Source organism: Nostoc sp. CCY0012, assembly GCF_963920855.1.
In the GTDB taxonomy this organism is placed as follows: Bacteria; Cyanobacteriota; Cyanobacteriia; order Cyanobacteriales; family Nostocaceae; genus Cyanocohniella.
The window spans coordinates 1-26,912 of the sequence record NZ_CAWUDM010000083.1 but is presented as its reverse complement, the minus strand read 5'-3'; the positions used below and the strand labels follow the sequence as shown (position 1 = coordinate 26,912).

The 26,912-nt window shown below is 41.5% G+C and carries 23 protein-coding genes, 1 tRNA gene, 1 pseudogene and 1 other annotated feature; of the genes and pseudogenes, 12 read left to right on the top strand and 13 right to left on the bottom strand.

Annotation, left to right across the window (positions count from 1 at the left end):
- The 6 genes from ACM0OS_RS20870 to ACM0OS_RS20845 form a co-directional block, all read left to right on the top strand.
- The coding region (locus ACM0OS_RS20870) for an NACHT C-terminal helical domain 2-containing protein (protein ID WP_414545116.1) at positions 1–891 on the top strand (891 nt) is incomplete at its 5' end.
- Between the two features lie 328 nt (positions 892–1,219).
- Positions 1,220–1,543: a hypothetical protein gene (locus ACM0OS_RS20865; protein ID WP_414545115.1), complete on the top strand. Its 324-nt coding sequence runs from the start codon at positions 1,220–1,222 to the stop codon at positions 1,541–1,543.
- 9 nt (positions 1,544–1,552) lie between these two features.
- Positions 1,553–2,098, top strand: a complete 546-nt coding sequence (locus tag ACM0OS_RS20860) for a GIY-YIG nuclease family protein (protein ID WP_414545114.1) — start codon at positions 1,553–1,555, stop codon at positions 2,096–2,098.
- A gap of 91 nt (positions 2,099–2,189) precedes the next feature.
- The gene (locus tag ACM0OS_RS20855) at positions 2,190–3,617 is read left to right on the top strand and encodes a protein kinase domain-containing protein (protein WP_414545113.1); all 1,428 of its coding nucleotides are present in this window, start codon (positions 2,190–2,192) and stop codon (positions 3,615–3,617) included.
- Between the two features lie 121 nt (positions 3,618–3,738).
- Positions 3,739–5,328, top strand: a complete 1,590-nt coding sequence (locus ACM0OS_RS20850; protein ID WP_414545112.1) for a protein kinase domain-containing protein — start codon at positions 3,739–3,741, stop codon at positions 5,326–5,328.
- A gap of 116 nt (positions 5,329–5,444) precedes the next feature.
- Positions 5,445–7,196, top strand: a complete 1,752-nt coding sequence (locus ACM0OS_RS20845; RefSeq protein WP_414545111.1) for a protein kinase domain-containing protein — start codon at positions 5,445–5,447, stop codon at positions 7,194–7,196.
- A gap of 66 nt (positions 7,197–7,262) precedes the next feature.
- On the opposite strand, the gene rplL is transcribed toward ACM0OS_RS20845, so the two are convergent.
- The 8 genes from rplL to rplS all read right to left on the bottom strand — a co-directional run bounded on the left by rplL (position 7,263) and on the right by rplS (position 11,668).
- Positions 7,263–7,655, bottom strand: a complete 393-nt coding sequence (gene rplL, locus ACM0OS_RS20840) for a 50S ribosomal protein L7/L12 (protein ID WP_414545110.1) — start codon at positions 7,653–7,655, stop codon at positions 7,263–7,265.
- A 98-nt stretch (positions 7,656–7,753) separates the two neighbouring features.
- Positions 7,754–8,305 (bottom strand): 50S ribosomal protein L10, encoded by a 552-nt coding sequence (rplJ, locus tag ACM0OS_RS20835; RefSeq protein ID WP_414545109.1) that lies wholly within the window; start codon positions 8,303–8,305, stop codon positions 7,754–7,756.
- A 225-nt stretch (positions 8,306–8,530) separates the two neighbouring features.
- Positions 8,531–8,699 (bottom strand) — a sequence feature (ribosomal protein L10 leader region).
- A 96-nt stretch (positions 8,700–8,795) separates the two neighbouring features.
- Positions 8,796–9,512: a 50S ribosomal protein L1 gene (rplA, locus tag ACM0OS_RS20830; protein ID WP_414545108.1), complete on the bottom strand. Its 717-nt coding sequence runs from the start codon at positions 9,510–9,512 to the stop codon at positions 8,796–8,798.
- Positions 9,513–9,599: 87 nt separating this feature from the next.
- Entirely contained in the window at positions 9,600–10,025 is a 426-nt protein-coding gene (gene rplK / locus ACM0OS_RS20825) for a 50S ribosomal protein L11 (protein WP_414545107.1), read from the bottom strand.
- Positions 10,026–10,030: 5 nt separating this feature from the next.
- A complete protein-coding gene (gene nusG / locus ACM0OS_RS20820) occupies positions 10,031–10,663 on the bottom strand; it encodes a transcription termination/antitermination protein NusG (RefSeq protein WP_414545106.1) in 633 nt (210 codons plus the stop codon).
- A complete protein-coding gene (gene secE, locus ACM0OS_RS20815; protein WP_414545105.1) occupies positions 10,663–10,884 on the bottom strand; it encodes a preprotein translocase subunit SecE in 222 nt (73 codons plus the stop codon). The genes nusG and secE overlap by 1 nt, the downstream gene beginning before the upstream one ends.
- A 199-nt stretch (positions 10,885–11,083) precedes the next feature.
- Positions 11,084–11,156: transfer RNA gene (locus tag ACM0OS_RS20810), tRNA-Trp, on the bottom strand.
- Between the two features lie 149 nt (positions 11,157–11,305).
- On the bottom strand, positions 11,306–11,668 hold the full coding sequence (gene rplS / locus ACM0OS_RS20805; protein WP_414545104.1) for a 50S ribosomal protein L19: 363 nt from the start codon (positions 11,666–11,668) through the stop codon (positions 11,306–11,308).
- A 156-nt stretch (positions 11,669–11,824) separates the two neighbouring features.
- Here rplS and ACM0OS_RS20800 point away from each other — a divergent pair, with 156 nt between their 5' ends.
- The 3 genes and pseudogenes from ACM0OS_RS20800 (at position 11,825) to ACM0OS_RS20790 (ending at position 13,681) form a co-directional block, all read left to right on the top strand.
- Positions 11,825–12,769: a glycosyltransferase family 2 protein gene (locus tag ACM0OS_RS20800; protein WP_414545103.1), complete on the top strand. Its 945-nt coding sequence runs from the start codon at positions 11,825–11,827 to the stop codon at positions 12,767–12,769.
- A 37-nt stretch (positions 12,770–12,806) separates the two neighbouring features.
- Positions 12,807–13,092 (top strand): annotated as a pseudogene (locus ACM0OS_RS20795) (ISKra4 family transposase); the annotation flags it as partial.
- Between the two features lie 289 nt (positions 13,093–13,381).
- The gene (locus ACM0OS_RS20790; RefSeq protein ID WP_414545102.1) at positions 13,382–13,681 is read left to right on the top strand and encodes a hypothetical protein; all 300 of its coding nucleotides are present in this window, start codon (positions 13,382–13,384) and stop codon (positions 13,679–13,681) included.
- A 274-nt stretch (positions 13,682–13,955) separates the two neighbouring features.
- Here ACM0OS_RS20790 and ACM0OS_RS20785 read toward each other — a convergent pair whose 3' ends face one another.
- The 3 genes from ACM0OS_RS20785 to ACM0OS_RS20775 form a co-directional block, all read right to left on the bottom strand.
- The gene (locus tag ACM0OS_RS20785) at positions 13,956–16,070 is read right to left on the bottom strand and encodes an ATP-binding protein (RefSeq protein WP_414545101.1); all 2,115 of its coding nucleotides are present in this window, start codon (positions 16,068–16,070) and stop codon (positions 13,956–13,958) included.
- Between the two features lie 283 nt (positions 16,071–16,353).
- Positions 16,354–19,587, bottom strand: a complete 3,234-nt coding sequence (locus tag ACM0OS_RS20780) for an efflux RND transporter permease subunit (protein WP_414545100.1) — start codon at positions 19,585–19,587, stop codon at positions 16,354–16,356.
- A gap of 67 nt (positions 19,588–19,654) precedes the next feature.
- Complete coding sequence (locus ACM0OS_RS20775) at positions 19,655–21,103, bottom strand: efflux RND transporter periplasmic adaptor subunit (RefSeq protein WP_414545099.1); 1,449 nt, start codon at positions 21,101–21,103, stop codon at positions 19,655–19,657.
- 565 nt (positions 21,104–21,668) lie between these two features.
- Here ACM0OS_RS20775 and ACM0OS_RS20770 point away from each other — a divergent pair.
- Positions 21,669–22,205, top strand: a complete 537-nt coding sequence (locus ACM0OS_RS20770) for a phycobiliprotein lyase (RefSeq protein ID WP_414545098.1) — start codon at positions 21,669–21,671, stop codon at positions 22,203–22,205.
- Positions 22,206–22,247: 42 nt separating this feature from the next.
- Here ACM0OS_RS20770 and ACM0OS_RS20765 read toward each other — a convergent pair whose 3' ends face one another.
- Positions 22,248–23,948 carry a choice-of-anchor I family protein gene (locus tag ACM0OS_RS20765; RefSeq protein ID WP_414545097.1) on the bottom strand — a complete coding sequence of 567 codons (1,701 nt, stop codon included), beginning with the start codon at positions 23,946–23,948 and terminating at the stop codon, positions 22,248–22,250.
- A 518-nt stretch (positions 23,949–24,466) separates the two neighbouring features.
- On the opposite strand from ACM0OS_RS20765, the gene ACM0OS_RS20760 reads away from it, so the two are divergent.
- On the top strand, positions 24,467–24,688 hold the full coding sequence (locus tag ACM0OS_RS20760) for a hypothetical protein (protein WP_414545096.1): 222 nt from the start codon (positions 24,467–24,469) through the stop codon (positions 24,686–24,688).
- 9 nt (positions 24,689–24,697) lie between these two features.
- Entirely contained in the window at positions 24,698–25,165 is a 468-nt protein-coding gene (locus tag ACM0OS_RS20755; RefSeq protein WP_414545095.1) for a hypothetical protein, read from the top strand.
- Here the strand turns inward: ACM0OS_RS20755 and ACM0OS_RS20750 are convergent.
- On the bottom strand, positions 25,162–26,871 hold the full coding sequence (locus tag ACM0OS_RS20750; protein WP_414545094.1) for a diflavin flavoprotein: 1,710 nt from the start codon (positions 26,869–26,871) through the stop codon (positions 25,162–25,164). The genes ACM0OS_RS20755 and ACM0OS_RS20750 overlap by 4 nt on opposite strands.
- Positions 26,872–26,912: the final 41 nt, after the last annotated feature.

Below are 26,912 nucleotides of genomic sequence, written 5' to 3'. Positions count from 1 at the left end.
CAGTCAGACTCCTGGTATACAAGCGGTTCAAGACTTTTCTGCACCACTAAGGGTATTTTGGTAGAACGAGCAGAAGATGTATTTTCTTTTTCTCATCTGACACTACAGGAATATTTAACAGCACAATATATTGATGACCATCGCCTAGTTGAGCAATTAGTTACTGCACATTTAACAGATGAACGCTGGAAGGAAGTGTTTTTACTTGTTGCTGGTTTAATGCGTGGTGGTGTAGATGATTTGTTGTTGCGGATGGAAAAGAAAGCACAAAAGTATATCAATACACCAAAACTACAAGCTTTATTAAATTGGGCGGAACAAGCAACTACTGGATCTGCTGGGGATTTTAAACCTGTAGGTAAACGTGCAGTTGCAATCGCCAACGCTATCGCCAACGCCAACACCTATGCCTACTCTAACGCCTACTCCATCGCCATTACTATGGGCAAAGCCAACTCTATCGCCAAAGCCTACGTCATCGCCAACGCCTTCGCCATTGCCAAAGCCTACATTATCGCCAACGCCTTCGCTTACACCAAAGCCATCGCTAATGCTATTAAAAATCTTCGTGACCTTGAAGAATTAAAAATCTTTAATAGCGTTAATTTTACTACGCTAATTGATCAATTTGAAGAACTGAAAGATAACATTTTTTATGAACAACAACCATTGGAAGTGCGCCAGAAATTTGTTCAGTTTCTCCAACAAGCTTTAATCAATGCTTTCAAGCTCAACCCTGATATAATTAATTTCTCCCAAGAAGAGGTGAAAGCACTGGAAAATTATCTCTATGCCAATCATCTGATAATTCAGTGTAAACAAGCATCTGTACGAGTTTCACCTAAAACCTGGGAAGGAATTGAGGCGCGAATGTTATTGTTTCATCAGTAATCCAATTTGATTCCCAAACAATTTTGTTTACAACTCGTTTAAGATTGCTATATATAGTTAGTTATAAAAATTAACTTTAATTGTTTAATATTCTTAATCTCCTCATTTCCTCTACTGGCTGACAGAATTACCATAATCTAATACGCTAATTTAAAGTAAGATTCATAATCAACAAACCGCCAAGTCACCAAGATAATAACAGGACTTAGGTAACCGTAACTTAATTTTCGTCATTGCGGCCGTAGGGAAGCAATCTCAAAGCCTTTATTTTCATAGCGAGTGCATCATTCCTAAATAAGCTCAGTTGTTAAATAATTTGTAGATAATTATGCCTTTTAAAATTGTCCAAAACTTTGATAGTAGTTTCGTCCTTGAACCACAAGCGCAAGAAAATTTATATAAATTATTATCTAATGACTCTTTTCTGACACAAATTTGTCAACATTCACAATGTGAACAAGTTGAATTTACAAAATTACTATTCCAACCAGTACCATACAGCTTAAACACGCCTAAAGGAATGCCGGCAGAGTTTGAAAAGTATCGTGAATCTGACGAGTATGTCATCATCAATGTCCCGCCAAATTTCATGTTTCAAGCTAAGATTTTTCAACCTAGTCGTCTTTGTGCCATTTATCGAAAAGTTCAATAAATTTAATTTATGACTATACAAACTAATTTCTCAACTTTAGCCAATTTAGAATATTTCCCTTACATAAATGAACAAGGTCAATTACCTGAGGATTTTCAAGGCAAAATTGGCGTATACGCTATCTTTAATGCAGATAAAAAATTGCAGTTTGTGGGATATTCCCGTGATGTTTATTTGAGTCTGAAGCAGCATTTAGTTCGGCAAACACAACAATGTTATTGGGTGAAGGTGCAAACTATTGAACGTCCGAGTCGTACTGTTTTAGAAAGTATTGAAAAGGCTTGGATTGATGAAAACGGTAGTGTGCCTGTGGGAAATGGCAATGATAAAGAAATTTGGACACAGCCGATAAATGTCAAACCATTGATGACGCCTGAAGAACAAGCAAACTATAATAATCCAGCTAATGATGAATTGGCACAAATTAAAAGTATTAAAAATGTTGCCCGGCGAGTAGAAGCAGAAATTTTAGCAGTGTTGAAAGGCCGGGGTTTACAAGAACAATTTCGTTTCCAACCCAAGTTGAAGGAAGAAGGATTATTGGATTTAAAGTGAATTAAGTTCGGAAGTTGCAACACCGAGTTGAGTACTGGTGACAAAATGTAAAATATATGACTATGATTGTTGTGCTGATCGGCGCTAATTTATGCAAACCCTGCTGAACGATCGCTATCAAGTTATTCGCACACTGGGTGCTGGTGGTTTTGGTGAAACCTATCTTGCAGAAGACACCTATATGCCTTCAAAACGGCGTTGTGTGGTGAAACAGCTAAGACCAATTCAAAATAATCCCCAGATTTACCAACTGGTACAGGAACGTTTTCAAAGAGAAGCAGCAATATTGGAAGCACTCGGCGGTGCAGCTGACCAGATTCCGGCTTTGTATGCTTATTTTTGTGCAGATGGGCAATTTTACTTAGTTCAAGAGTGGATTGAAGGTGAAACACTCACTACAAAAGTCCAAAAGCAGGGATTATTTAGTGAAAGTGCTGTCCAGGAGATATTGGTAAATTTGTTACCAGTTTTGGAGTACGTCCACTCCCAGCACATTGTTCACCGCGATATCAAGCCAGATAACATCATGGTGCGTCATCGTGATGGTAAATCGGTATTAATTGATTTTGGCGCGGTACGGGAATCAATGGCAACGGTATTTAATTCTCAAGGTAATCCTACCAGTTCCATTGTAATTGGTACGCCTGGGTATATGCCGAGTGAACAAGCAGCCGGCAGACCAGTTTATTCTAGTGATTTATATAGTTTAGGTTTGACAGCAATTTATCTACTCACCGCGAAACAGCCGCAAGAATTAGAGTTAGATTCTCAGACAGGTGAGATTGTGTGGCGACAGTATGCTAACCAGATAAATTCTACATTAGCAGGAGTAATAGACCAAGCGATCGCCTACCATCCACGCGATCGCTTTACCACTGCTAGAGCCATGTTAGATGCGTTACAAAGCATAGCCAATCCTATTCCACCTACGCAACCGTTCTTTGCACCGCCACCTGTAGTCCCAACGCCACCACTACCAACTGTTCCTGTTAGTCAGCCGACAACTCTAGTTAATAATCGCAATAGCATCCTCATGGGTGGTTTAATTGCAGGTGGGTTAATTGGTGCATCTGTAATTATTAGTCAGGTCTTTAAACAATCTCCTCAACCTGTAGTAGAAAAAAATGTCATCCCATCAGTAACACCCACGGTGATCCAAAAAACTATTCCTCCTATTGTTACCCCGGTTGTACCTGTTGACAATACATCGCCAACACCAGTAGATACAACAACAGAAAATAATTATTTATGGTTATCCCAAAGAACTGTGACAGATGCAGATTTGGAGGACAAAGACGGTTTTGAACTAGATATTATGCGAAATTCGGTTTTTGCCCGTCACGGTCGCCGCTTTGATACTTCTGGCTTACAGGAATACTTTAATAATCAATTTTGGTATCGTCCTCTATATTCACCAAAGACTTTTCCTCCTAAGTTGTTGTCACAATTAGAGCAGCGGAATGTTGAGTTTATTAATAAGTATCAAGACCGTTATAATCGCAGGCATTTCCCAAAATAATTTGTAGTTTTAAAGGGCTTTTTTCGCTTTTTTCAGAGCAATGAGACTTAAATATGTACATATTTAAATTTAAAAAACATATCTGTACAAATATAATTCTAATTTTTATCAATACTAATTTATGCAAACACTCCTAAACAACCGCTATCAAGTTATTCGCACTTTGGGGAGTGGGGGATTTGGTGAAACTTTTCTAGCAGAAGATACCCAAATGCCATCCCACCGCCGCTGCGTAATTAAACTGCTAAGACCGATTCAAAATAATCTTCAGGTTTACCAACTGGTACAAGAACGGTTTCAACGCGAAGCAGCAATTTTAGAAGACTTGGGTGGATTTACTGACCAAATCCCTACGTTATATGCCTACTTCCAGTCAGAAGGGCAATTTTATTTAGTTCAAGAATGGATTGAAGGCGATACCCTCACCGCAAAACGCCAAAAACAAGGGTTATTCAGTGAAAGTGCTGTCCGGGAAGTTTTGGTGGATTTATTACCAGTGCTAGATTATGTCCACTCAAAGCGCATTGTTCACCGCGATATTAAGCCGGATAACATTATTGTGCGGCATCGTGATAGTAAGTCAGTGTTAATTGATTTCGGTGCGGTGCGGGAATCAATGGGAACGGTATTTAATTCTCAAGGTAATCCTACCAGTTCCATTGTCATTGGTACACCTGGGTATATGCCCAGCGAACAAGCAGCGGGTAGACCAGTTTATTCTAGTGATTTATATAGTTTAGGTCTGACAGCAATTTATTTGCTTACAGGAAAACAACCACAGGAATTAGAGGCTGATGCGCGTACTGGAGAAATTGTTTGGCATCAACACGCCTTAAGTATTAGTCCCACATTAGCAGGAGTTCTAGACCGGGCGATCGCCTATCATCCACGCGATCGCTTTGCCACTGCTAGAGAAATCCTAGAAGCTTTACAATTAGGTTCAGTTAGTATCCCGCCTACAGTAGCTTATCAGCATCCACAAGTAGTAACAGCACCGTCTCCTGCTCCCGACCCATCCCTAAATACAGTTGCTGTTAGTCCAGGATCTACCTCACAACCTCCTACTCCTAATCAGGCTAGTGGACAAAAGGGAATTTTTCTCGGCAGTTTAATTGTGGGTGGTTTAATAGGTGCTTCTATCATCATTGGTTTTGCCCTGAATAGACAACCGCAGCCATTACAGACAGTAGATTCACGCAATGAAGCCTCAAATATTATACCACCTGCTAATTCTCCTATTGCCCAAACTCCAGAACCTTCCCCAAATGGCATTCAACCACAGGAAGTTATACAACCTATAAATTCTCCACCTCCGGCAATAATTCCTAATCAAACCCCATCTTCTGGGCCTCCTCCTGTCACTACCCCAGAAGTCGATAGACCATCCCCTGCACAAGCAGTGCAGAATTATTATCTAAATATTAATCAAGGACAGTATCAAACTGCGTGGAATCAACTAGCCCCCAACTTGCAAAATAATACACGACTGCATCCTGATGGCTATCTTTCTTACATCGACTGGTGGGGGGGAAAAGTGGAAAGCGTCAATGTTGAACAAGTTAATTTAGTGCAAGCCAGTACAGAAACAGCCACAGTCAATGCCAAGTTTCAATACTTGATGAAAAATGGTAAACAAGTTCCCGGTTCTGTGAATTTTTCCCTTTTATGGGATGCTGAAAATAGTAGATGGGTTGTTAGTGCTGTTAAATAGCGATCGCCATTTACCCTAGACACAATAGTTATGCTCAAAATAGGGGATATAAACTGCCTGTAAATCGTCAGAATATCTGATGTACATTTGTAAAGGGCTAAAACTTGTAATTTTTCATGACAACAACGCTGCTGAACAATCGCTATCAAGTTATTCAAGTACTGGGTGCTGGTGGGTTCGGAGAAACTTCTTTGGCAGAAGATACCCACATGCCATCTCGCCGTCGCTGTGTCATTAAGCAACTCAAACCAATAGTTAATAACCCACACAATCACAAAATGATTGAACAGAGGTTTCAGCGAGAAGCTGCAACCTTAGAAATTTTGGGTAGGGCCAGTGACCAAATTCCCGAACTCTACGCTTACTTTTCTGAGAATGGGGAATTTTACCTGGTACAAGAATGGATTCAAGGACAAACCTTGACCGACATCGTTGTAACCGAAGGCCATGCAAGTGAAAAGACTGTCCGAGAAATTCTCTTGAGTTTGCTCTCGGTATTAAATTATGTTCACAGTCAAGGCATCATTCACCGCGATATCAAGCCAGATAATATTATTCTGCGTGCAGGTGATCACAAGCCAGTTTTGATTGATTTTGGTGCCGTGAAGGAAACCATCCGTTCAGTAGCCAGTTCTTCAAATTATCCCACACGCTCAATGGTAATTGGCACACCAGGATATATGCCTAGTGAACAAGCTATCGGCAGACCAGTTTACGCTACTGATATTTACAGTTTAGGCTTGACGGCGATTTATCTACTGACTGGGAAACACCCAGCAGAAATGCAAACTGATTTGCAAACTGGGGAACTTTTGTGGCAAGAGTATGCGCCTCATGTATCCCCTAATCTGGCAATGGTACTTAATCAAGCCATTCATCCTCATGTGAGCGATCGCTATAGTACCGCCAGTAAAATGCTATATGCTTTAAGGTCTACTAGTGATATTGCTCCACAATCTCCTATCACTACCCCTACTTACAATCTCAGTCCTCCTAAACCTGTATCAACCACACCAACTCAAGCATTATCTGCGCCATCAACTATTTCTACCAGTAATTGGCAAAAGCCCGCTTTAATTATCGGCAGTTTAATTTTGGGTGGCTTAGTTGGTGGGGTAGCAATTTCTAGTGTCACTCGTCAACCGCAGTCTACAACACCTGTTGCCATAACTCCTACGCCCACACCATTTTCCGACTCAGATAACATTGAACCCACGCCCACACCAGAATTTTCGCCGCCAGCGCCAATTGCTGCACAACCTCGTTTAGAGCCTATAGTACCTGTAACACCACAACCACAAGTAACTCCTACATTTGCACCAACCCCGGATGTTCCGCAGCAAGAACTTCCAGTAGAAGTGGAACCACAGCAGCCAGAAACACCTGAATCTTCCACAGTTCCAGTAGAACCGGAACCACCACAGCCACAACAAGATGCTGTTCCTAGCAATACCCAAAGTTCCAATGTAAATGTGCCGGCATTTCCTACAGGAACTACTCAAGATACTGTCAAAGCAGCCTTGGGTAACCCTAGTAAGATTTCCAACGGCTTATGGAATACTCGTGCTTTCCTTTATCAATTGGAACCAAATCAGGTTGACCTCGGTTACTTATTTGACCGCAACACGGGAGTTTTGCGCCAAACTGAAGTAGCTTTTGCCCAATCTATCCAGCCCGAAGTTATGCAATCAACATTACAAGGGATGCTTGGCGGTAATATTAACAGTAATATCCAGCAAGGACTCCAAAGAGTACGCGATCGCCAAACTAGACAATACTCTTTTAATGTTGGTGGCTTAAAAGGTGTAATTGAACGTAATCGACAGGATCGAATTTATATCGGCGTTTGGGATGCTGATTTGCATTAAAAAAAGGCCTGCTTCCGCAGACCTTTTCTCTTTAGCTCCAGACTTCACGTCTGGGGAAAAATTGGACTACTTAACAGTAACTTTACCGCCAGCTTCTTCGATGCGCTTCTTAGCATCTTCAGCAGCATCTTTAGCAATACCTTCTTTGATTGCTTTAGGCGCAGCTTCTACCATGTCTTTGGCTTCTTTCAAACCTAAGCCAGTCAATTCCCGGACAATCTTCAGTACGGCAATCTTCTTATCAGCAGGAACGGAATCTAAGATTACGTCAAATTCGGTTTTTTCTTCTACTGGTTCAGCCGCCGCAGCACCCGCACCGGGAGCCATCATCATCATGCCACCAGCAGGTGCAGCTGCACTTACTCCGAAAGCTTCTTCAATTTGCTTAACTAACTCAGATGCTTCCAATAAAGAAAGGCTTTTCAATTGTTCGAGAATTTGATCAGTTGTAGCAGACATTGATATGACTCCTGTAATGTTAATTTTGTTTTTGCCTACCCAAAGCTGCAATTAAGGACAAACTTCATCAGGCAAATTCTGGTGTAATTTGGCGAATTTTATTCAGCAGCGCTTTCAGTGCTGTCACCTTGTTCTTTCTCAGCCACAGCCTGCAAGGCGCGAGCCAAAGAACCGGGAACTTCGTTAATACCAACAGCCACTTTGGTAGCCAAGGCGTTGATAGCTCCGGCAATTTGCGCCATGAGTTGCTCTTTAGATGGCAAGTCTCCTAAAGCCTTGACATCGGTATCCTTGAGCAGACGGCCTTCCATCACGCCACCGCGAAGTTCTGTCTTCTTAGTGACTTTCTGGAATTCTTGGTAAGCCTTAATTGCCGAGGAAAAATCTTCTTTTACCAGCAAAAAGGCGGAAGAACCATTGAGCAATTCCGAAAGTGGTTGCCAGTTGTCGTCACCATCAATGGCAATGCCCATTAAGGTATTCTTAGTTACCTTACAAACAGCGCCACTCGGACGTAACCGTTGCCGTAAGTCAGTAATTTGAGCAACTGTCAGACCTTGATAGTCAATTACCAGTGCCAAAGTTGACTCACTCAAAGTTTCTTTGAGTTCAGCAACTATCTCTTTTTTATTTTCTAGCGTTCGACCCATGCTTGTTTCACCTCCAAGGGCAAAATCATAAATTTTCGCTAAGTAAAACCGCCTCCCATCTATTCATTCAGACTAGATTTGGTTTTACTTCCTGCTTCAACCAGAGCCACACGGCGGTTTTTTATCCACAGGCATAAATTCGGGAGTAGCTCTCCCTATTTTTGCTAAATTCAGCACCGGATTTAAATCTCTTGTGAGCCTGACTTGTGTGTTTCACTGTGTACGAGCAAAAACAATAAACCCCAGCTATTTCAGCCAGGGTTTCACAGTCAGACTCATAATACTTCGGTCATCACACCGTTCAGGGTGGTACTTCCAGTAATTAGAGTTCTAACCTCGGCAGGATATTTAAGCTATTAGCTCCTGCTGTCTCCGGCTTTGCTTATTTAGTTTTGAGTCGAGAGTATTTACTAGGTACTGAACTGAGAAAATTGATTTGCTAAAAATCTTTTCTAGCCTCTAGTCTCTAGTCTCTAGCCTCTGCTTCCCATTAAGCTACTTCGGTCAGTTTCAAATCTCTCAGGGCATTAATATCGACTTTAATCGATGGGCCCATTGTGGAAGATACATAAACTGAACGCCAATAACGACCTTTGGCTCCTGAAGGACGGTTACGGTCAATCGTCTCTTGTAACGCCTTCAAGTTTACCAATAAATCTTCAGGGGAGAATGCTATCTTACCAAACATAACATGGACAATGCCAGTTCGATCAGCCCGGAATTCTAATTTACCAGCTTTGAATTCGGCGATCGCACCTGCTACGTCAAATGTCACAGTTCCACCCTTGGGTGATGGCATCAAACCACGAGGGCCCAATAACTTACCCAACTTTGCCACCTGGGGCATCACGTCTGGTGTGGCAATTAGCTTATCGAAATCCATCATTCCTTGTTGAATTTCGTTAATTAGCTCTTCTGAGCCAGCTATATCCGCACCAGCATTACTGGCTTCTGTAACTTTTTCACCTCTGGCAATTACGGCTACCCGTACAGTTTGTCCTGTACCTTTAGGCAATGCCACCGTTGTCCGCAATTGCTGGTCTGAATACTTGGGGTCAATCCCTAACCGGATATGTGCTTCAGCGGCTTCAGGAAATTTAGCTGTGGCTGTCTCTTTTAACAAGTTTAAAGCCTCTATCGGCTCATAATCCCTGTCTTCTACCTTTTCTAGCAGCGCCTGTAAGCGACGCGATATTTTTTTTCCCATTTTTCTCTCCTGGGGTAATTACGAAGTTCTGCTTCTCCCCCGATAAGTTTTGTTCTTAGTCTTTTGTCTTTTGCCAATGACTAATGACTAGTCTGCAATGGTTACGCCCATGTTCTTGGCAGTACCTTCCACAATATTCATCGCCGCTTCTATATCGTTGGCGTTGAGATCAGGCATTTTCGTTTGAGCAATTTCTTGCAATTGCGCTCTTGTAATTGAGCCAACTTTCTTTTTGTTGGGTTCATTAGAGCCTCTTTCAATTTTCGCTGCCTTGCGAATCAGTACTGATGCTGGTGGCGTTTTGAGGACAAATGTAAAACTCCGGTCTTCAAAAACCGAAATTTCTACAGGTATCACCATGCCAGCTTGGTCTGCTGTTTTGGCATTGTACTCTTTGCAGAACATCATAATGTTCACACCGTGTTGACCCAATGCGGGACCCACTGGTGGTGCTGGGTTGGCTTTTCCAGCATTCAGGGCCAATTTAATGACCGCCACTACTTTCTTCGCCATTTGTGTTAGCTCTGTTTCTCTACCTGATTAAATTCCAATTCTACTGGTGTATCGCGGCCAAAAATCGAGAGCAAGGCTTTGAGTTTGCTTCGCTCTGGACTGACTTCAATCACCTCGCCTTCAAAGTCTTTAAAAGGACCAGAAAGCACGACTATCTTATCACCAGTCGCCATGTCAATTTTGACAATTGGCTCCTGTTCGCTAGTCTGTTTGAATATCCGTTCTACTTCTGAGGGGCCCAGGGGTACTGGTTTAACGTGACCGCGGCTTTTGCTACCGCCACGTTTTTGTTCTGCTCCCACGAAATTAATTACATGGGAAGTGTTTCTTACCACCTGCCATGTATCATCTTCCATCACCATCCGCACTAGCACATAGCCTGGAAAAACTTTCTCTTCTGTATGCTGGCGACTGCCATCCTTGCGAATTTTCACCGCTGGCGTGTGAGGAATTTCTACTTGGATAATTTTGTCACCAACATCAAATGTTTGAATGCGTTGCTCCAAATTCGTTTTCACGCGTTTTTCACAGCCTGAGGCTACTTGCACTGCATACCAGCGTGCTTCCTTGAGCGCTGTTTCTGCTGTTTCCTCTGACTGCAACGCTGAGTTGTATGGTTCGTCTGTTGCAGAAGTCATCAGAACACCTGTTTTGCTACCCAACCAAACAATCCATCGACCAAATATATCAAAGATGCGGAGAGTGTCACCATTAACAGCACAGCAGCTGATTCACTCACTAACTGCTTGCGACTGGGCCAAACGACTTTTTCCAGTTCTTCTTTTGTTCCTTGAAAAAAGTTCGTCACACTAAATCCATTAGTGGTTGCTGGCATTTCTGCTTCATTTTTTTTGGCCACTGTCGTTTGTCCCCCCGGTTCTTAAATAAAATAGAGCTATAACCTGCTAATTCACATCCAGGCTTACAGCTTCGACTCCATCATACTTATTGGAAGCAAAAAAGCTGCAAATATAAAATAATTATACCCGAAATTATTAACACTAACTGCTACATTAGCAAGTGTGCTATCACTTCGGGCTGTGTTTTTTGCTTTCAAGCGCGCCCTGGAGGACTTGAACCCCCGACATCAGGTTTTGGAGACCTGCGTTCTACCAACTGAACTAAGAGCGCACAAGCTGGGGTGGATTCAGTTATTTAGCTGAACCTTTTTTAGTATAGCACAATTTTAACTCTTAATTTTATTTTATTTTGATCGGGGGAGTAAATCAGCGGCATTTGCCGCTCGTTAATAGAAATTTCTCCCATACTTTGAAAGAGGTTTACAAAGAACGGTCAAATCTTTGCTTAATCCGAGTAGCTTTACCTACACGTTTGCGTAAGTAATATAGCTTCGCCCGGCGGACTTTACCTCGACGTAGGACTTTGATGTTGTCAATTCGGGGAGAATGTAACAAAAATACCCGTTCTACACCAATGCCTTGAAATACACGCCGGACGGTGATTGTTTCGTTAATACCACCATTGCGCATGGCAATGACAACGCCTTCGTAGGGTTGTATGCGGTATTTTTGGCCTTCTTTAATCTTGACACCGACTTTGACGGTATCACCCACATAGATTATGGGCAAATCCGATTTTAGTTGTTCCGCTTCAATGGAACGGATGATCTCTTGAGCGCTCATAGCCTGTTTGCTTTAAAAACTCACAATCATTAATAATAAATCGATAATCCTCTTTCAGTCCACTTATTTTAGATTTAAATATCAATAATTTTACCGATTCAACAGCCTAGTCATCAAAGCTATATTGCAAGAGTCTGTGCTACAAGCATCGGATTTATGAAATTTAGCGTCGTTATTACTACATATAACCGCTTGAGTTTGCTGCAAAGAGCAATTGACTCTGCGCTGAACCAGACAGTACCTTGCGAGGTAATTGTTGCCGATGACTGTTCATCTGATGGCACCGAAGCATATGTAAAAAGCTTAGGCAACTCTGTTATTTACCATCGCAATCAGATTAACAAAGGTCATGCAGCTACGGTAAATGCTGGTGTCCACAAAGCGAGCGGTGACTGGATTAAGTTTTTGGATGATGATGACTACCTAGCTCCCAATTGTATAGAAGAAATGGCGGAGGCGATCGCCCTTTGTCCGGGTGCTGTAATTTGTTCTTGTGTGGCAGCTCAGGTAGATAGTCATGAAGTTGAACTTAGTCGTACCCCTCAAGTTGGCCCTGGTTTAGCTTTTTATATTCCCCAAGCTGATATTCACTACGGTATGCTGCTTGAGCTTGTGCCTTTTGGTACACCTGCTCAGGTAGCTTGCAGCCGTGATGCTTTTTGGCAAACTTATGGTTGGGATTCCCGACTTGATGCCAACTGTGATGATATCGATTCCTGGATACGCATTGCCCAGTTTGGCCATGCCGTTTTTGTGAATCAGTGCCTCGCCTACCGGACTATTTGGACTGGTGCATATAACCAAAAGTTTTCTTTAGCGCGGCGGTTAAATACAAATATCTTAATGAAAGAGAAGATTTACGCTTTAATTGACGAAAAGCATCAGTCTTATCTACCTAAGCTCCAAAATATCAAAAATTATTTGAAACTGCATTGGATTTTAGCGGCTCTCAAGCATAGAAAATTCCAAAGCTGTTTGTCAATTTTAGATAAATCTATCTTCTGTCCAATCTCTTGGTGGTTTTTACTTAGATCTATTTTTTGGAGACATTCTCATTTTTATAATTTGCATCTACGTAAATTGGTTTTGATTAAGTCTTAGAGACTAGAGAAAGTCGGGATAAAGTTTATTATCCCCAGAAGATATTGAATATTTAACTGGAATAGAAGTATCAAAAAGCGTACAGCAAAGACTGGTGCATCGTCAAAATTTTGTTTGAACTACCACAAGTAGAATCAACTGTTGAATAATTAAGTGTGGATGGTGGGAATATCCGCATTTGTACAATCAAGGGACAACCCTGTGATTGGAAGGCTTATAAAGCTACCTGCTTACAGGAAAAATAGGCAATTGCCGCTTCATTTCCAGAAAATAGTCTCGTGATTGATTGGGTTAAAAGTCAATCATTTGCTCCGGTCTTGACAGACCACTAGCAATCTTAAAATCCCTGTGTTCACGTCGTTCCGCTTTGTTTCACTCGCGGCGGACTATCGTAAGTATTCAGCCAGAAGCACGACAGAATCGGGTTTTTGATTATCCCGAACTCAGGTTCTTTAATTTTGAATTTTCAATTGGAGCGAAGTGACTTGACAATACCAATAGACTTCTGCTAATTCCAATGATAGAAAATGGTTATCCTGCAATCTAGTTAAATCTGATAGTCTGAAATTATTAAGCAATTCTTAACACTGCTCAAAATTAAGGAGTTAAATCATGAAATTAACTGCCACAAGATTCCTATTTCTCGGTGTTGTCATTCTGGCATCTATACCAGCAATTGCTCAAAATCAAGGTAATTCCTTTTCTGGTAGAGTTGAGCGAGTGTGGGAAGATGGATTTCGCTTAAACACCAGTGGTCGTTCCATCACAGTTGATACTTATGATAGCTGTGGAGATAATACTACGCGGTACATATCGGCTGGTGATCAAGTAACCGTAACCGGCGAATTTGATTTAGGCGAATTTGATGCCTTATCTATTACTAAAGCTAATGGTAAAAGTGTTTGCCAGTAGTTCAATTAAAATTCAAGTTAGCCTTCTTTTGTCCCTTTACGAGAGCGCGATCGCTATGGTAAAATTTCCCGGAGAGTGACAGAACAAGGTTAGAGCGTGCAGCGATCGCGCTCTGTTCACCAAACAAGGTACTTGCTACAATCTAATCAATTAAAATTGCCAACTTTTTAGCAGGTATGTCCAGTTTTTGGTTCTGGGAAAAAGACTCAGTTGAATACGAGATATTCAAAAAATACGAATGAGCGTTAGTCAGTCTCGGCGTTAATCTAGACTCTCAAGTTAGTTTTACCATGCTAGGTTTTAAGGGAATTTCAATCACAAATTCTGTACCCTGATCTGGGGATGAAACACAATAAAATTTACCACTGTGATTTTTGGTAATAATCTGGTAGCTAATAGACATACCCATGCCTGTACCTTTGCCAATTGGTTTGGTAGTAAAGAAAGGATCAAAAATTAGTTGTTTGATGGCTTCTGGTATACCCAAGCCATTATCACGAATTTTAATAATAACTTGATTTTCGTCGAGCATTTCGGTACAAATAAGAATCATGCCAGGTGATTCTTGAATTTCTTCGCAAGACAGTGTTTTGTTTCGTTCTTCTAATGCATCTATAGCATTAGTTAAAATATTCATAAATACCTGATTTAGTTGCCCAGCATAACACTCTATCAGCGGCAATTCGCCATATTTTTTGATGACTTCAATACCGGGAGATCCAGGTTTATTTTTGAGCCGATTTTCTAAAATCAATAAAGTACTATTAATTCCTTCATGAATATCTACTGCTTTATATTCAGCCTCATCTAAGCGGGAGAAATTTCGCAATGAAAGAACTATTTGGCGAATGCGTTCTGCTCCTATTTTTATTGAATTTAGTAATTTAGGTAAATCCTGCATTAAAAATTCTAAATCTATTACCTCAATTTCTTGTTTAATAATTGTCACTGGTTGAGGGTAGTATTCCTGATAGAGTCTAATTAGTTGCAGTAAATCATGGATGTAATCGTTAGCAGGTGTAATATTGCCATAAATAAAATTAACTGGATTATTGATTTCGTGGGCTACCCCTGCTACTAATTGACCAAGGGAAGACATTTTTTCACTTTGGATAATTTGACTTTGAGTACGCTGTAATTCCTTTAATGTCTTCTCCAGTTGTTGCGCTTGTTGTCGGAATCGAACTTCTGATTGCTGTAGAGCCTCTTCAGTAGTTTTGCGTTCGCTGACATTACTCATTGTGCCGGCTAAACAGTCAATTGTATTGATGCTATTCACTAAAAATTTGCCGCGATCTTCTACATAAATATAGGAACCATCTTTTTTCTGTAGGCGATATTCGATTTGATACTGACTTTTGCTTTGAATTGCTTTTGTTAACAAAGACTTGACTTTTGTTCGATCTTCAGGATGAATGTGTGCTTCCCAAGCAGCTAAGTCAAATTGCTGCCATTCATCAGCAATGTATCCTGTAATTTCCTCAATTGCTCCTGCCCAGCGAAGGTAATTGTCAGCGATATCATAGACATAAATCAATTGTCCAGTTTGCTCTACAACCAAACGAAACTGATTTTCGCTGTCAGCTAAAGCTACTTCTACATATTTGCGATCGCTTGATTCGATAACTAGACGCACAAATTCAGTAATTGAGCTAATAAAGTTTTCTTCTTCTAGAGTCCAATGACGCTGATTACCCAAATGTTCACAACAGACTACACCAATAACTTTTCCTCTCGACCAAATTCGGACATCAAGCATTGAGGTAATGCCTAGAGGCCGTGTATAAGTATCCGAAAATTCTGAAGTACGAGTATCTTGATGAACATCAATAACTGAAATAATTTGTTCTTCTTTCAGAGCTTGAAAATAGCTAGGATAGTCACAGACTGATAATTGAAAACCAGCATTGTGAGAATTACTAGGACGTTCATATAAGTCAGCGCATTGAATTTTGGCATAATCTTCTGTATATAACCAAATACTTACACGGGCAACATCAAGTCCAATGCTAGCAACTTCTGTGACGTGTTTTATAGCAGTTGCAAAGTCATCGTATTGCAGTGATTCACTTTGCACAAGCTGTTGTAAAGCAGTGTTATGTCTTTGAAAAGTTTGCTCAGTTTGTTGTCTTGCTGTTTCAGCTTTTTCATATTCATTGATTTCTCGTTGTAACTGATTCACTGTTTGGTTTAACAGTTCTGTTCGTGCTTCTATTTGTTGTTCTAATTTTTCATTGATTTGCTGTAAAGCAATGTCTATTTGCTGATCTTTATTCACAAGAATAGGATCTATAATTTCTTGCAAAATACTCCGTAGAAAATCAGGTAAATTTTGCTGTAGAGAATTGTGTTTGTTTTGTAAAGTAGAACTCTGGTAAACAATATCCATCTTGCTTGATCCTGCAAGGTATTAAATTAATTGATTTAATAGTATTTTTGTCAGACAAAATAATATTCTTTTATTAGTATTCCCAAAATATGGCATAAAAATACAAAAATTCCCCGAAGGTAGATCATAAAGGCATAAACTTTACCGAAAATTCACCAGATTTAAAGACTGATAATCCACAATATTATTGAGCGAGGTTGGCAACAATAAAGTTAGAGGGGTACAAAAGCTTGCACCCCTCAGGAAAACTTATAACAGGCTATAGCTTGCTACAACACCATTTTTAGTAAAATCTTTTCTTCCATCCATCCAAATGGATTAACATTGGTTTCGTCCAACGCCAATTTAATAAATCATGCAGCAGTGTATAAAAACAGGGGATGATAAACAAGGTTAGCAATGTGGCTAACGATAAACCTGAAAATACCACCACACCCAATGGTTGTAGAAATTCTGACCCTTCACCAATTCCCAATGCTAGAGGGAACATACCTAAAACAGTAGTGATGGTAGTCATTAAAATTGGACGTAAGCGTTGCGGTGCAGCTTGTAAAATTGCTGTTTTGCGGTCAACTTTGTCTCGTTCGCGAATTTGATTGGCAAGTTCCACCATGATGATGGCATTGTTGACGACAATACCCACCAACAACACCGCCCCCACAATTACAGTTGCGCCAATGGCTGTACTGGTAACATAAAGTCCAAAAATTCCCCCGGCTAATGCCAAAGGAATTGTAAACATAATTACCAAGGGGTCGATGAGTGAATTGTATTGCACTGCCATGACCACAAATACGAGAAAGCTTGCTAATCCACCTAATAGCTGTAGCGAGTTTTGTAGTTCCTGATTAGATTCAGCTGCCGAACTAGGTAAAACACTAACTCCTTCAGGTAAATTTATACTATCGACAATTGTATCTACTTGTGTAAAAGCATCACTGAGATTAGCTCCCTCAGCCAAATTACCTGCAAGGATGACGACCTGACGCTGATTAATTCGCTGAATTTCTCCTGGGGCTTGGGCTTCGGCAATTGTGGCTACATCGCTCAAACGAATTTGGCGATTGTTGCTGACAAATAAAGGCAATCTCTCTAATTGAGAAACGCTTTGCAGAGATTCTTCATTTAACTGTACTCTGACATCGACTAGACGGTTGCCACGTTGTAATCGGGTGGGGACGCTACCTTCAATAGCAGTCTGAATTGTGTCGCCAATACTTCTAGTACTTAAGCCAAAATTTGCCACTCGCTCCCAGTCAGGACGAATTTGCAGTTCTGGTTGACGCTCATCGGCATCAGGACGGAATCTGACTAAATTGGCTTGCTCTTCTAGGGCTGCTAATACTTCCCGCCCAGCTTGTTCTAAGTTATCTGTATCGTTCCCCTGAAGAATCACATCCACATCAGCACCGCGCGCCGGGGAGTTGCTGAGAATTAAACCCCGCACTTGGCCTGGGGAAAGGCGGAGGCGAATTCCTACTAAATTGAGTTTGTTAAATTCTGCGGTGACTCGTTCTACATAAGCGTCTGTATTAGTACCTGGTTTGAGGGTAATAGTGCTAGTACCTCTGAGGGGATTAGCATTGACGTTGGTACCAAAAAGTGCGCCGCCAGCGGTTGAGAACACATATTCTGTTTCTGGTTGATTGAGGAGAATTTCATCTACCATCGCCATAACTTTGCGGTTCGTTTCCAGGGGTGTACCGGGAGGAAACTGAGCGTTTAACCTAGCTTGTCCTGTACTAATTCGCGGCAGAATTTCTTGGGGAATTTGTGGAGCAATCCACAAACTACCGCCACCAAAAAGTAGAATAGCGATCGCAACTGTTAGTAATCGCCAGCGTAATATCCCAGCTAAAAAACGGCTATATCTGTTTGTGGCTGCATCAAAGCGACGATTAAATGCTTGTAGCGGCCAAAATCTACTTAATCCACTAGAAAATTTCCACGCCAAAGTGCGGGATGTGAGCATGGGGATAATGGTTACCGCAATCAAAATGGAAGCGGCTACAGAAAAGGTGATGGTGAGAATTAACTCGTTGAACAGTAGTGAGATAAAGCCACCGATGAGCAAAAATGGCATCACCGCCACCAAGTTGGTACTGGTAGAAGCAATTAAGGCTGATTCGACTTCCTGACTACTTTGTTCAGCTCGTTGAATTAGTTCTTGGGCATTTAGGCGAGTTTTGGTATCTTTACCGGGAGTCATACCTGCACCCTCGGCAATGTTTTCCAACATGACGATGGAGTTATCTACCACAATACCCACGCCTAAGGCTAAACCACCCAAGCTGAAGACATTTAGGGATAAACCAAATATCCCCATTAAGATGATGGCGGCTAAACTTGCCAAAGGGATAGCAATAACAATAATAAAAGTTTGCCGCAGGGAACCTAGAAATAGTAAAACTGCAAAAGCAGCTAGTCCTGTACCAATTAATCCAGACGTAGTAACGTTAGAAATAGAATTACGGATAAACTGCGATTCATCTAATGTCGGTGTCAGTATTGTCCCTTCAGGAACTACACCAGATGCTTGAAGTTCTTGCAAACGTCTTTTTACACCATCAACAACATTCACTGTGTTGGCATCTGGCTGTTTTTGAATGCTGACTTTAACAGATGGTTCTCCATTCAATAAAACGTAGATGCGCTGTTGTTCGGAACCATCCACGACTTCGGCAAAATCTCGCAAATAAACCCGGCGATTCAAAACTGGAGATTGGGTATTAGAGTCTGAGGGAGAGGACACTTCAAAAGACAAATTTCTAATTTCTTCTGCACTTTGGAAGCGCCCAACGGTACGCGTCAATGGCTCGGAATTTTGTCCTAATAACCGACCACCAGAAACATCTTGATTGCGGTCTCTGAGTTCATCTAGTACAGGTGTCAAACCTACACCCAAAGCTTGCAAGCGGTCTAAATCTAAATTGACTCTAACTTCTTCATTCACTCCTCCCGATACGTCTACCCCTGCTACTCCAGGTACAACACCGAGTTCCCTGGCTAGTTCTTCTTCGGCAAAAACCCGTAAATCAACGCTTTCTAATGAGGGTGAAGTTAAGGCAAATTCGTAAACTGGTAACTGGGAAGGATCAAATTTGAATAAACGCGGTGCGCCCAAAGAATCTGGTAAATTGCCTCTAGCTCTATTGAAGGCGGCTGTGGCATCATTTAAAGCCTGGTCAATATCTCCCCCTGGTTCAAAATAAAGATCCAAGCTTACCTGCCCTTCACGAGTTTGGGAGAAAACCTGTAGCACTCCCTCTGTGGCTGTAAAAGCTGATTCTAAAGGTCGTGTCACTTCATCAATCGCCACCTCTGGAGAAATTCCTGGTGCGTCTATCCTGACACCAATTCGTGGATAGGTAATTGATGGTAGTAAATCTACGGGTAACTTAAGGACAAAAAATACACCCATGACTACTACTGCCAGGGCGAGCATCAGTGTGCCGATGTGTCGGCGGATAGAGATGGTACTAATACTAAATCCGCCACCCTTGTTTATTTGCTGCATCTATTATTAATCTCCAATTCGGATTTTGTAATTAAGAATATTTTCTGTTTTTTTATGGGGATGATTTTTAATTTTCCGCAGGGGTTAGCTCTGGTGCTTCTGATAAAACCGAAAGAACTACAGCGTCACCATCTTTTAATGGACGACCACTGCGAGCAACATAGCGTTCCCCTGGTTGCAAGCCAGATAAAATTTCTACGTTGCCATCAGCTTTGTTCCCTAAGGTCACAGCACGGGCTGTCACTTTGGTATTACTTTCTGTATCTGTAACTACAAATACTGTTCCCCGTCGATCTTCTGTTTCGCTCTTTGTGGCTGTAGAGGAAGCAGAACTTTTATTGCCGTTCTGTTCTTGAATTGCTGCTTGAGGCACCACTACTCGCTGTGATGTCTGGGTTTCAAAATTGACTCGTGCTAATAGTCCACTACCAATCTTGTTGTCGTTGTTCGGAATCACTACTTCTACTGGTATTAAGCGCGCTGTAGCGTCGGCGGCGGGAGAAATGCGTGTGACTCTGCCAATTAATGATTGATTGGGAAAGGCATCTAAGCGGACTTGCACAGATTGTCCAACTTGAATTTGTGATAATTCTAATTCGGAAACTTGTACTACGACTTTTACACGGCTAAAGTCGGCAATTTGCAAGACTTCATTACCTGGTTGCAGTAAATTTCCTGGTTCTGTAACCCTTTCGGTAACAACACCAGCAATGGGAGAGATCAAGCGCGCGAAGGATCTACGCTCTTTTGCTTGAGCAACTACGGCTTGTTGGGCAACTACTCTACCTTGGGCAGCAGCGACGACTTCCTGTTCTGTACGCACTCGATCCTGGGCTGCTCTTAGTACCTGGGCTGCTGTTTGGGCCTCAGTGCGTGCTTGTTGAGCATTTTGTTGGGAGATGGCTCCGGCTTGGAAGAGTTCTTGTTGTCGTTGGGAGTCGGCTTCGGCTTGTACTAGTTCTAGTCTGGCCCGTTCAACTTCGGCTTGGGCATTGCTGATTTGAGTTTTGGCTCTGGCTACTTCTGATCTCAAGGCTGCTAGTTCGGCTTCTGCTTGCTTTAAGGATGTTAACAACAAGGCATCATCTAACTGCCCAACGTTTTGTCCCCGTTCAACGCGATCGCCTACATCTAGGTTCAATGCCAATAACCTAGCTTCTACCTGCGATCGCAGTGATACTGTCCGAAACGGCGTGGTATTACCTGTATAAGTTGGTTGTGTGCGTAATGAATTGGTGCGGGCGATCGCTACATCTACAGGTGTGGCCCTATTACCAGTTTGCCCTCCGTTAGGTTGCTGAGATTGGGCTTTAGCAGTTTCCTCTGGTGTGGCACCACAACTAGCAGTCAGTAGCCCCATACTGAGTAAGCCGGCCACTAAAAATATCGGGCGAACCGATAGATAATAAGAAACCTTTTTTCGATTTCTGTGTGTGCCAGTTACATTCTTCTCAATGGCAGAATTTAACTGAGTCATAGTTCCCTGGTTTGGGGCTGTGTGAGTTTGCTGTTTCATTGATTTTTTTCTAGCTTTGATACTCAAAATCATTGATTTTACTGTTTATAGATAAGTTTATGAAAGTTATAACAGCCTCTTTTTACCAAGAAATTACGTATGTATTGCTATTTCCAACTTGTGGAAATTAATTGCCTTGTCATTTCTGTGTCACTTTTTGTTGTTAAACTTTTATTTTTTCAGGAAATAAACTCAACAAATAGTTAATACTGCCACTGTGATTATGCCGGGATAATAATCCTTTGGCAAATTAATATTATTAATTGATTTTAGGAGAAATTTAGCATTATTATCTCAAAATCAATCCCAAGATAGATACATCTGAAAACTATAACTATGGTTTGATTGACATTCTTATTTGCTAATTTACCATCATTTAATGACGATATTTAGTTTTACTAACTATACCTAAACTATAGTAGCAAAAATATTATTAATGTCACTGGTAATCCTCAGTATTTATTATTATATATATTAAAAAACTTAAACATTAATTGCTTTTTTGTTATATATAGTATATGCATATGACCAACTTTTATCAATTATTAGGTGAGGACAATTACGCGTGATATCACCGGTACAACTGACACCAACTCATGACGAATCGCAGATCGCAGATTTCTTCCAGGAATCAGTCGGACAGTGGCACTCAGAAAGGCGCTACTACACTCTGCCAGAAGGAGAAACAAAAGAGATAGAGAGTGTCATCGAGATCCGGTTTTTAGCACCAGGATCTGATCAATTGCATACATTGGGACAAATGCATGATTTATCTGATGAGGTGAGTTTAATCTGTGGTGCGGAAGTCACCTGGGAAAGTACAGATGTATTAAAAGGCAGAAAAGAGTCCCAAGGTTCGACGCTATTTGGAGCTTTGGGCAATATTTTATATCGCGATCGCGGTTTTGCCACATCCAAACCTGTCACCGCCAAATATTATTTCCCCAATCCCAAAACACTATGTTTGCGAACTGAGTACAAAGGCTCGGTGTTTGAGGAGGAGTTAAAACTTATTGGTAGCAAATACCGCACCAGACAAACCATTATTTCTCGCGCTGGTGAGCAGTTGATGATTGGTCAATATTTAGAGAAGAGAATTTAGAACTAGGGGCTAGGGGCTAAGTGCTAACCCCTAGCCTCTGTCTTAGCGCTTCCGCTTGAATTTCAGGATCCCCATTGAACTAATTGCCATTAAGCCCAAGATAGCCCCAGGCTCAGGAACAGATGTTGATTCTATGTCCGCTTCTATGGAGAAGATGGTTGTTGTACCACTAACTTCATTAGCTGCAACTAGCAACGATTGACCGTTGGGGCTATTTGCGGCGGAGATGAAAAGTAAACCTTCTGTACCTAAGTCACCGGCTGCTGGGTTAGTTCTGCCATCAGGAGTTTCAGCTAGTGCTGTGAAGTCGCGGTTGTTAACGTAGTCTACAAAGACAGGATTCACTGGGTCAGTGACATCGTAAATCATGATGCCCCCAACGCGCTCTAATCCAACGAAGGCGTAAAAGCGATCGCCAATTTGGGCAATCTTCACGTCCTCTGGTTCTGGGCCTTTGTCATCACTGCGGGTATCGAAGCTGTTTTCAACATGGTTAGAGTTAAAGAAATTAGGTAAGCGCTGGGCAATAATTTGCTCAAAGTCGTCGGCACTGTCGTAAACTCGTTTAAGTGTACCTGCTACTTCATCCCACTCCCAAATGGCGAAGGAACGGGCCCCAAAAGCATATATCTCTTCAAACAGATCATCGCCATTTAAATCGCCTGTAGCATTGGTTACTGTTAGACGACCTAAATTTTCTGGTAGCTTGAGTATATCGGCATTAGGAAACAAGTTGGGGTCGAGCTGATAGCTATTGTTACCCAATCTGACTTCTTCACTAAAACCATCGTAATCACGGGCATCACCTTCATTAGCTGTGACAATATAAGTTTTGCCATTGACAGTGTAAGAATCAATGCCATCGGGTTGGTACATACCGAGGACAGGCCAGTTAGCGATGTTAATTGCGTCATCGCGATCGCTTGCATCAAATCCGTTTTCTGGCAAGCTATGATCCTTATAGCCCAAAGGAATAATGTCGGTAAATTGATTGGTTATTAAATCCAGTACCCCAATGGCGTTATTTTCTTGCAACGCTACCCAAGCTTTAGTGGAATCTTCAGAAATAGTGATATATTCTGGTTCTAAATCCTGAGCTACTGTAGCGTTTGGCCCAAAAATGCGTATCCCAGCATCCCGTAACTGATCAATTTGGCTGTTGAATTGGGTAAAGCCAGCAGTAATTACATTAGAATTTGAGAGATTCAAGAAATCTAAATCTATGATACTGACCGAGCCTTCTGGGTCGATGGTATAGTCACTATTCGGCTCGCCTTCATTAGCTACTAACAAGCGGTTACCATTTGGAGTGAAAGTCAGCATATCTGGTAATCCTCCCACGGTGACATCACCAAGAAAACTACCATCAGCATTAAAAAATAAAGCCTTACCTAAATCCTGGGTAACTGGTGCTTCTACAGCTGCTGCTAGTATGCCATTACGGAAAGTGACACTGTTAGGATTACCACCAGCGAAGTAGGTATTAATATCAATATTAAATAGCAACGATGGATTTGTTGGGTCGCTAATACCAATGACATCGATGGCTTTATTTCCCGCGTTGACTACAAATAGTCGTTGAGATATTGGGTCATAAGTTGGGATTTCCGCTGCACTGGCATCAAAAATTCCTGTGTTGTAAGTACCTATGGGTTTGAGCGAAACTGCTTCTGCCGGAGCCATGAATGTTCCCAATAGAATGGCAGATGGAGCTATTAAACCGATGAGCTTTTGGATGGTCATGATTTCCACGAAATAATTAAATGCTTGGCTTTCAGATATCGGTCAGATGTGGTTTATCCCTATACCCCAAATACAAGCACACGAAAAATTGCCCACTCAGATGTGATGCAGCCTTGCAGGATATTCATGTTGCCAGTTTTGGGAAGTGATGACGCGGGATAAAGCTGACTAGCAACTACAGTTACACCTGAAAACTATCGCCCAAAGGTTAAGTAAATAGGTGCTTTAGGTTAAGTAAAGGTAAAAAGCCGTAATTTTACGTATTTTTTATCAATAAGCGAAGCATAGCCATACTTTCCTCTTAATATCTTTGGGTAAGTTATATAGGCTTCAATCTAGAAAATTCTCAAATCCTTATTTCATAGGGGTGATAGCGATTTTTTACAGTTAAAAACTATGTATTACGGATCACTTTTGCTAGGATTTAGGGTATTTTAGGAGTAAATGAGGGGTCATTTTGGGGTAATTCCTGTCCCTTCACCAAGTAAATATGACACAAGGAGTCGAACAGTACATATATGAATAAACGTGCGGTAAAAGTCAGTTTGAATGAAAAAGCTTCTGAAGATTTAAAAGAAATTGCCCGAGAACTAGGCATTTCAGAAACAGAAGTCTTAAGAAAAGGCTTGGCCGTTATGGGATTGTATGCAAAATTGAAAGAAAATGAGAAGCAAGGCAATGGTACTGCGGCAATTCTGTTGAGAGAAGGAGATATAACTAGAGAATTAATCCTTGCTTAGTAATTTTTCATGTCAGAAAGCCAAGAAATATCTGTAAGTTCAGATCAAAAGCCACCACTGTCATCAAGTGATGGCTTTCATCATAAAATTGATCCCAAAGAATCTGTAAATCTGGAAGAAACTACTAAAAAGTTCGGTAGTTTTGCAGGTTCTAGTAAGGATAAGTTTTCCCTTGTAGAAGAGCGGAAAAATTATAGAACTCTCGTTTCGGGAGACTTAGCAAAATTCTTATGGCGTTTACTTGGGTTTGTAGTCTGTGCAAATTTGGTATCAACTATTTTGTTTTCTTGGCAGTTAATACAAACACCAGCGGCTGATGATAGAGAGCAATATGCTGAAAGAATCAACAGCGCTACAGCAAATGTCAATGAAGCATCTAAAACCTTATATACGTTTTTAGGCCCATTAGCTACTGCGGTGACAGGATATTATTTCACTAGTGTGGAAAGGTCGAATAAGGATAGTGATGAAGACTAATAATGACTTGCTGTTTTCCGTTGATGTACGGCTGTAACACCATCTTTATTTAAGACTTTACCATTATCAACTGTGGCATAAACTAGCCAATGGTCACCAGATTCCATGCGGCTTTGGACTGAACATTCTAAGTATGCCAAAGCGTCATTGAGGACAGGGGAACCACTTTCAGTCTCTTCAGCAGCAACATCAGCAAATCGGTCTTGTCCTGGGCCAAAGGGTTTGAGAAAGTGTTTCATCAAACCTATGTGATTGCCTTCTTGAAGGATGTTAAGAACAAATTTGTTACCTGAGTGCATTAATAATTCTAAGGCGCGGTCTTTAGCAACGGCTACAGTTAAACCTGGAGGATTAAAGCTGGCTTGAGATACCCAAGAGGCTAACATAGCACTGGAAATATCTTCTTGTTTAGCTGTCACTACACAAAGAGAACCGACAATGCGACCAACTGCTTGTTCTACATTGGTGGCTGGTTGGCTGGGAACACGCACTTTTTTGGATTTCTTCAAAGCTTGGGCAAAGTCAGTGCCGGCTTCTTCACACAATTGTAGTGTGGCATCATTGGGCTTGAATTTGACGCGGATGGCATCAAAACCGAATCTGTAGCCAGCATCTTTGAGTTTGTTTTCAATTAAGTCAACTGCTTCACCACTCCAGCCAAAGGAACCAAAGACACCAGCAAGTTTATTTGTGGTAGCGGTGGATAGGACAATTCCTAAAGCTGTTTGCACTGGTGTGGGTGCGTGACCACCGAGGGTAGGTGAACCAATTATAAAACCATCGGCTTTTTCTACCACAGCACGGATTTCTTCTGGTTCTGTAAATTCGCAGTTAATTGATTCTACTGCTACACCAGCTTTAGTAATACCGCGTGCGATCGCCTGGGCTAATGTGGCTGTATTCCCATAAGCTGATGCATAAATTAATGTAACTGTCAAGTCTGCTGATGCTTGTTGTTGAATCCACTGTCGATAGGCCTTGGTGAGTTCAATTAAACCGTAACGCACTATGGGGCCATGTCCTGTGGCATACATTCTCATGGGCAAATCAGCAAGCTTATCTAATGCTGTTTCCACTTGACGAGCATGGGGTGCCATTAAACAATCAAAATAATACCTGCGGTCTTCGTTGATGGTTTCCCAACCTTCATCAAATACCTGATCACCACAAATATGCGCCCCAAATAGTTTATCTGAGTAGAGAATTTCTGTTTGGGGGTCATAGGTGCAAAGCAGGTCTGCGTAACGCGGGTTAGGAGTGGGGATGAACTGTAAATCATGTCCTTTACCTAAATTGAGGGTTTCTTCCCCCCGCATGACCATAATTGGTAAATCCTGATTTTCCAGAGTATTACGTAAATTCTTAGCCCCAGGATTAGAACATACAAAGGTAATCTGCGGTGCAAGTTCTAATAAAGCTTTGATAGTAGCAGCGCGGTTAGGATTGATGTGACCCAGGATGACATAATCAATGGCTTTGACATCAAAGCGTTGCTGTAAAGCAGCTAAATAAATTTGCGTAAATGTTTCCCCTGGAGGGTCAATGATGGCGATTTTATCAGCTTGAATTACATATGAATTAGCTGTTGTGCCTTTGGCTAGGGCATATTCAATTTCAAATCTCAGTCTTGACCAGCTACGCGATCGCAGTACTGTTGTATCTGTGCCTATAGGAAGTATTTGAACGTCACGGGGTTTTGTTGACATGGCTTTTTTGAGGGGCTAGGGGAAAGAGGCAGGGGGGCAGG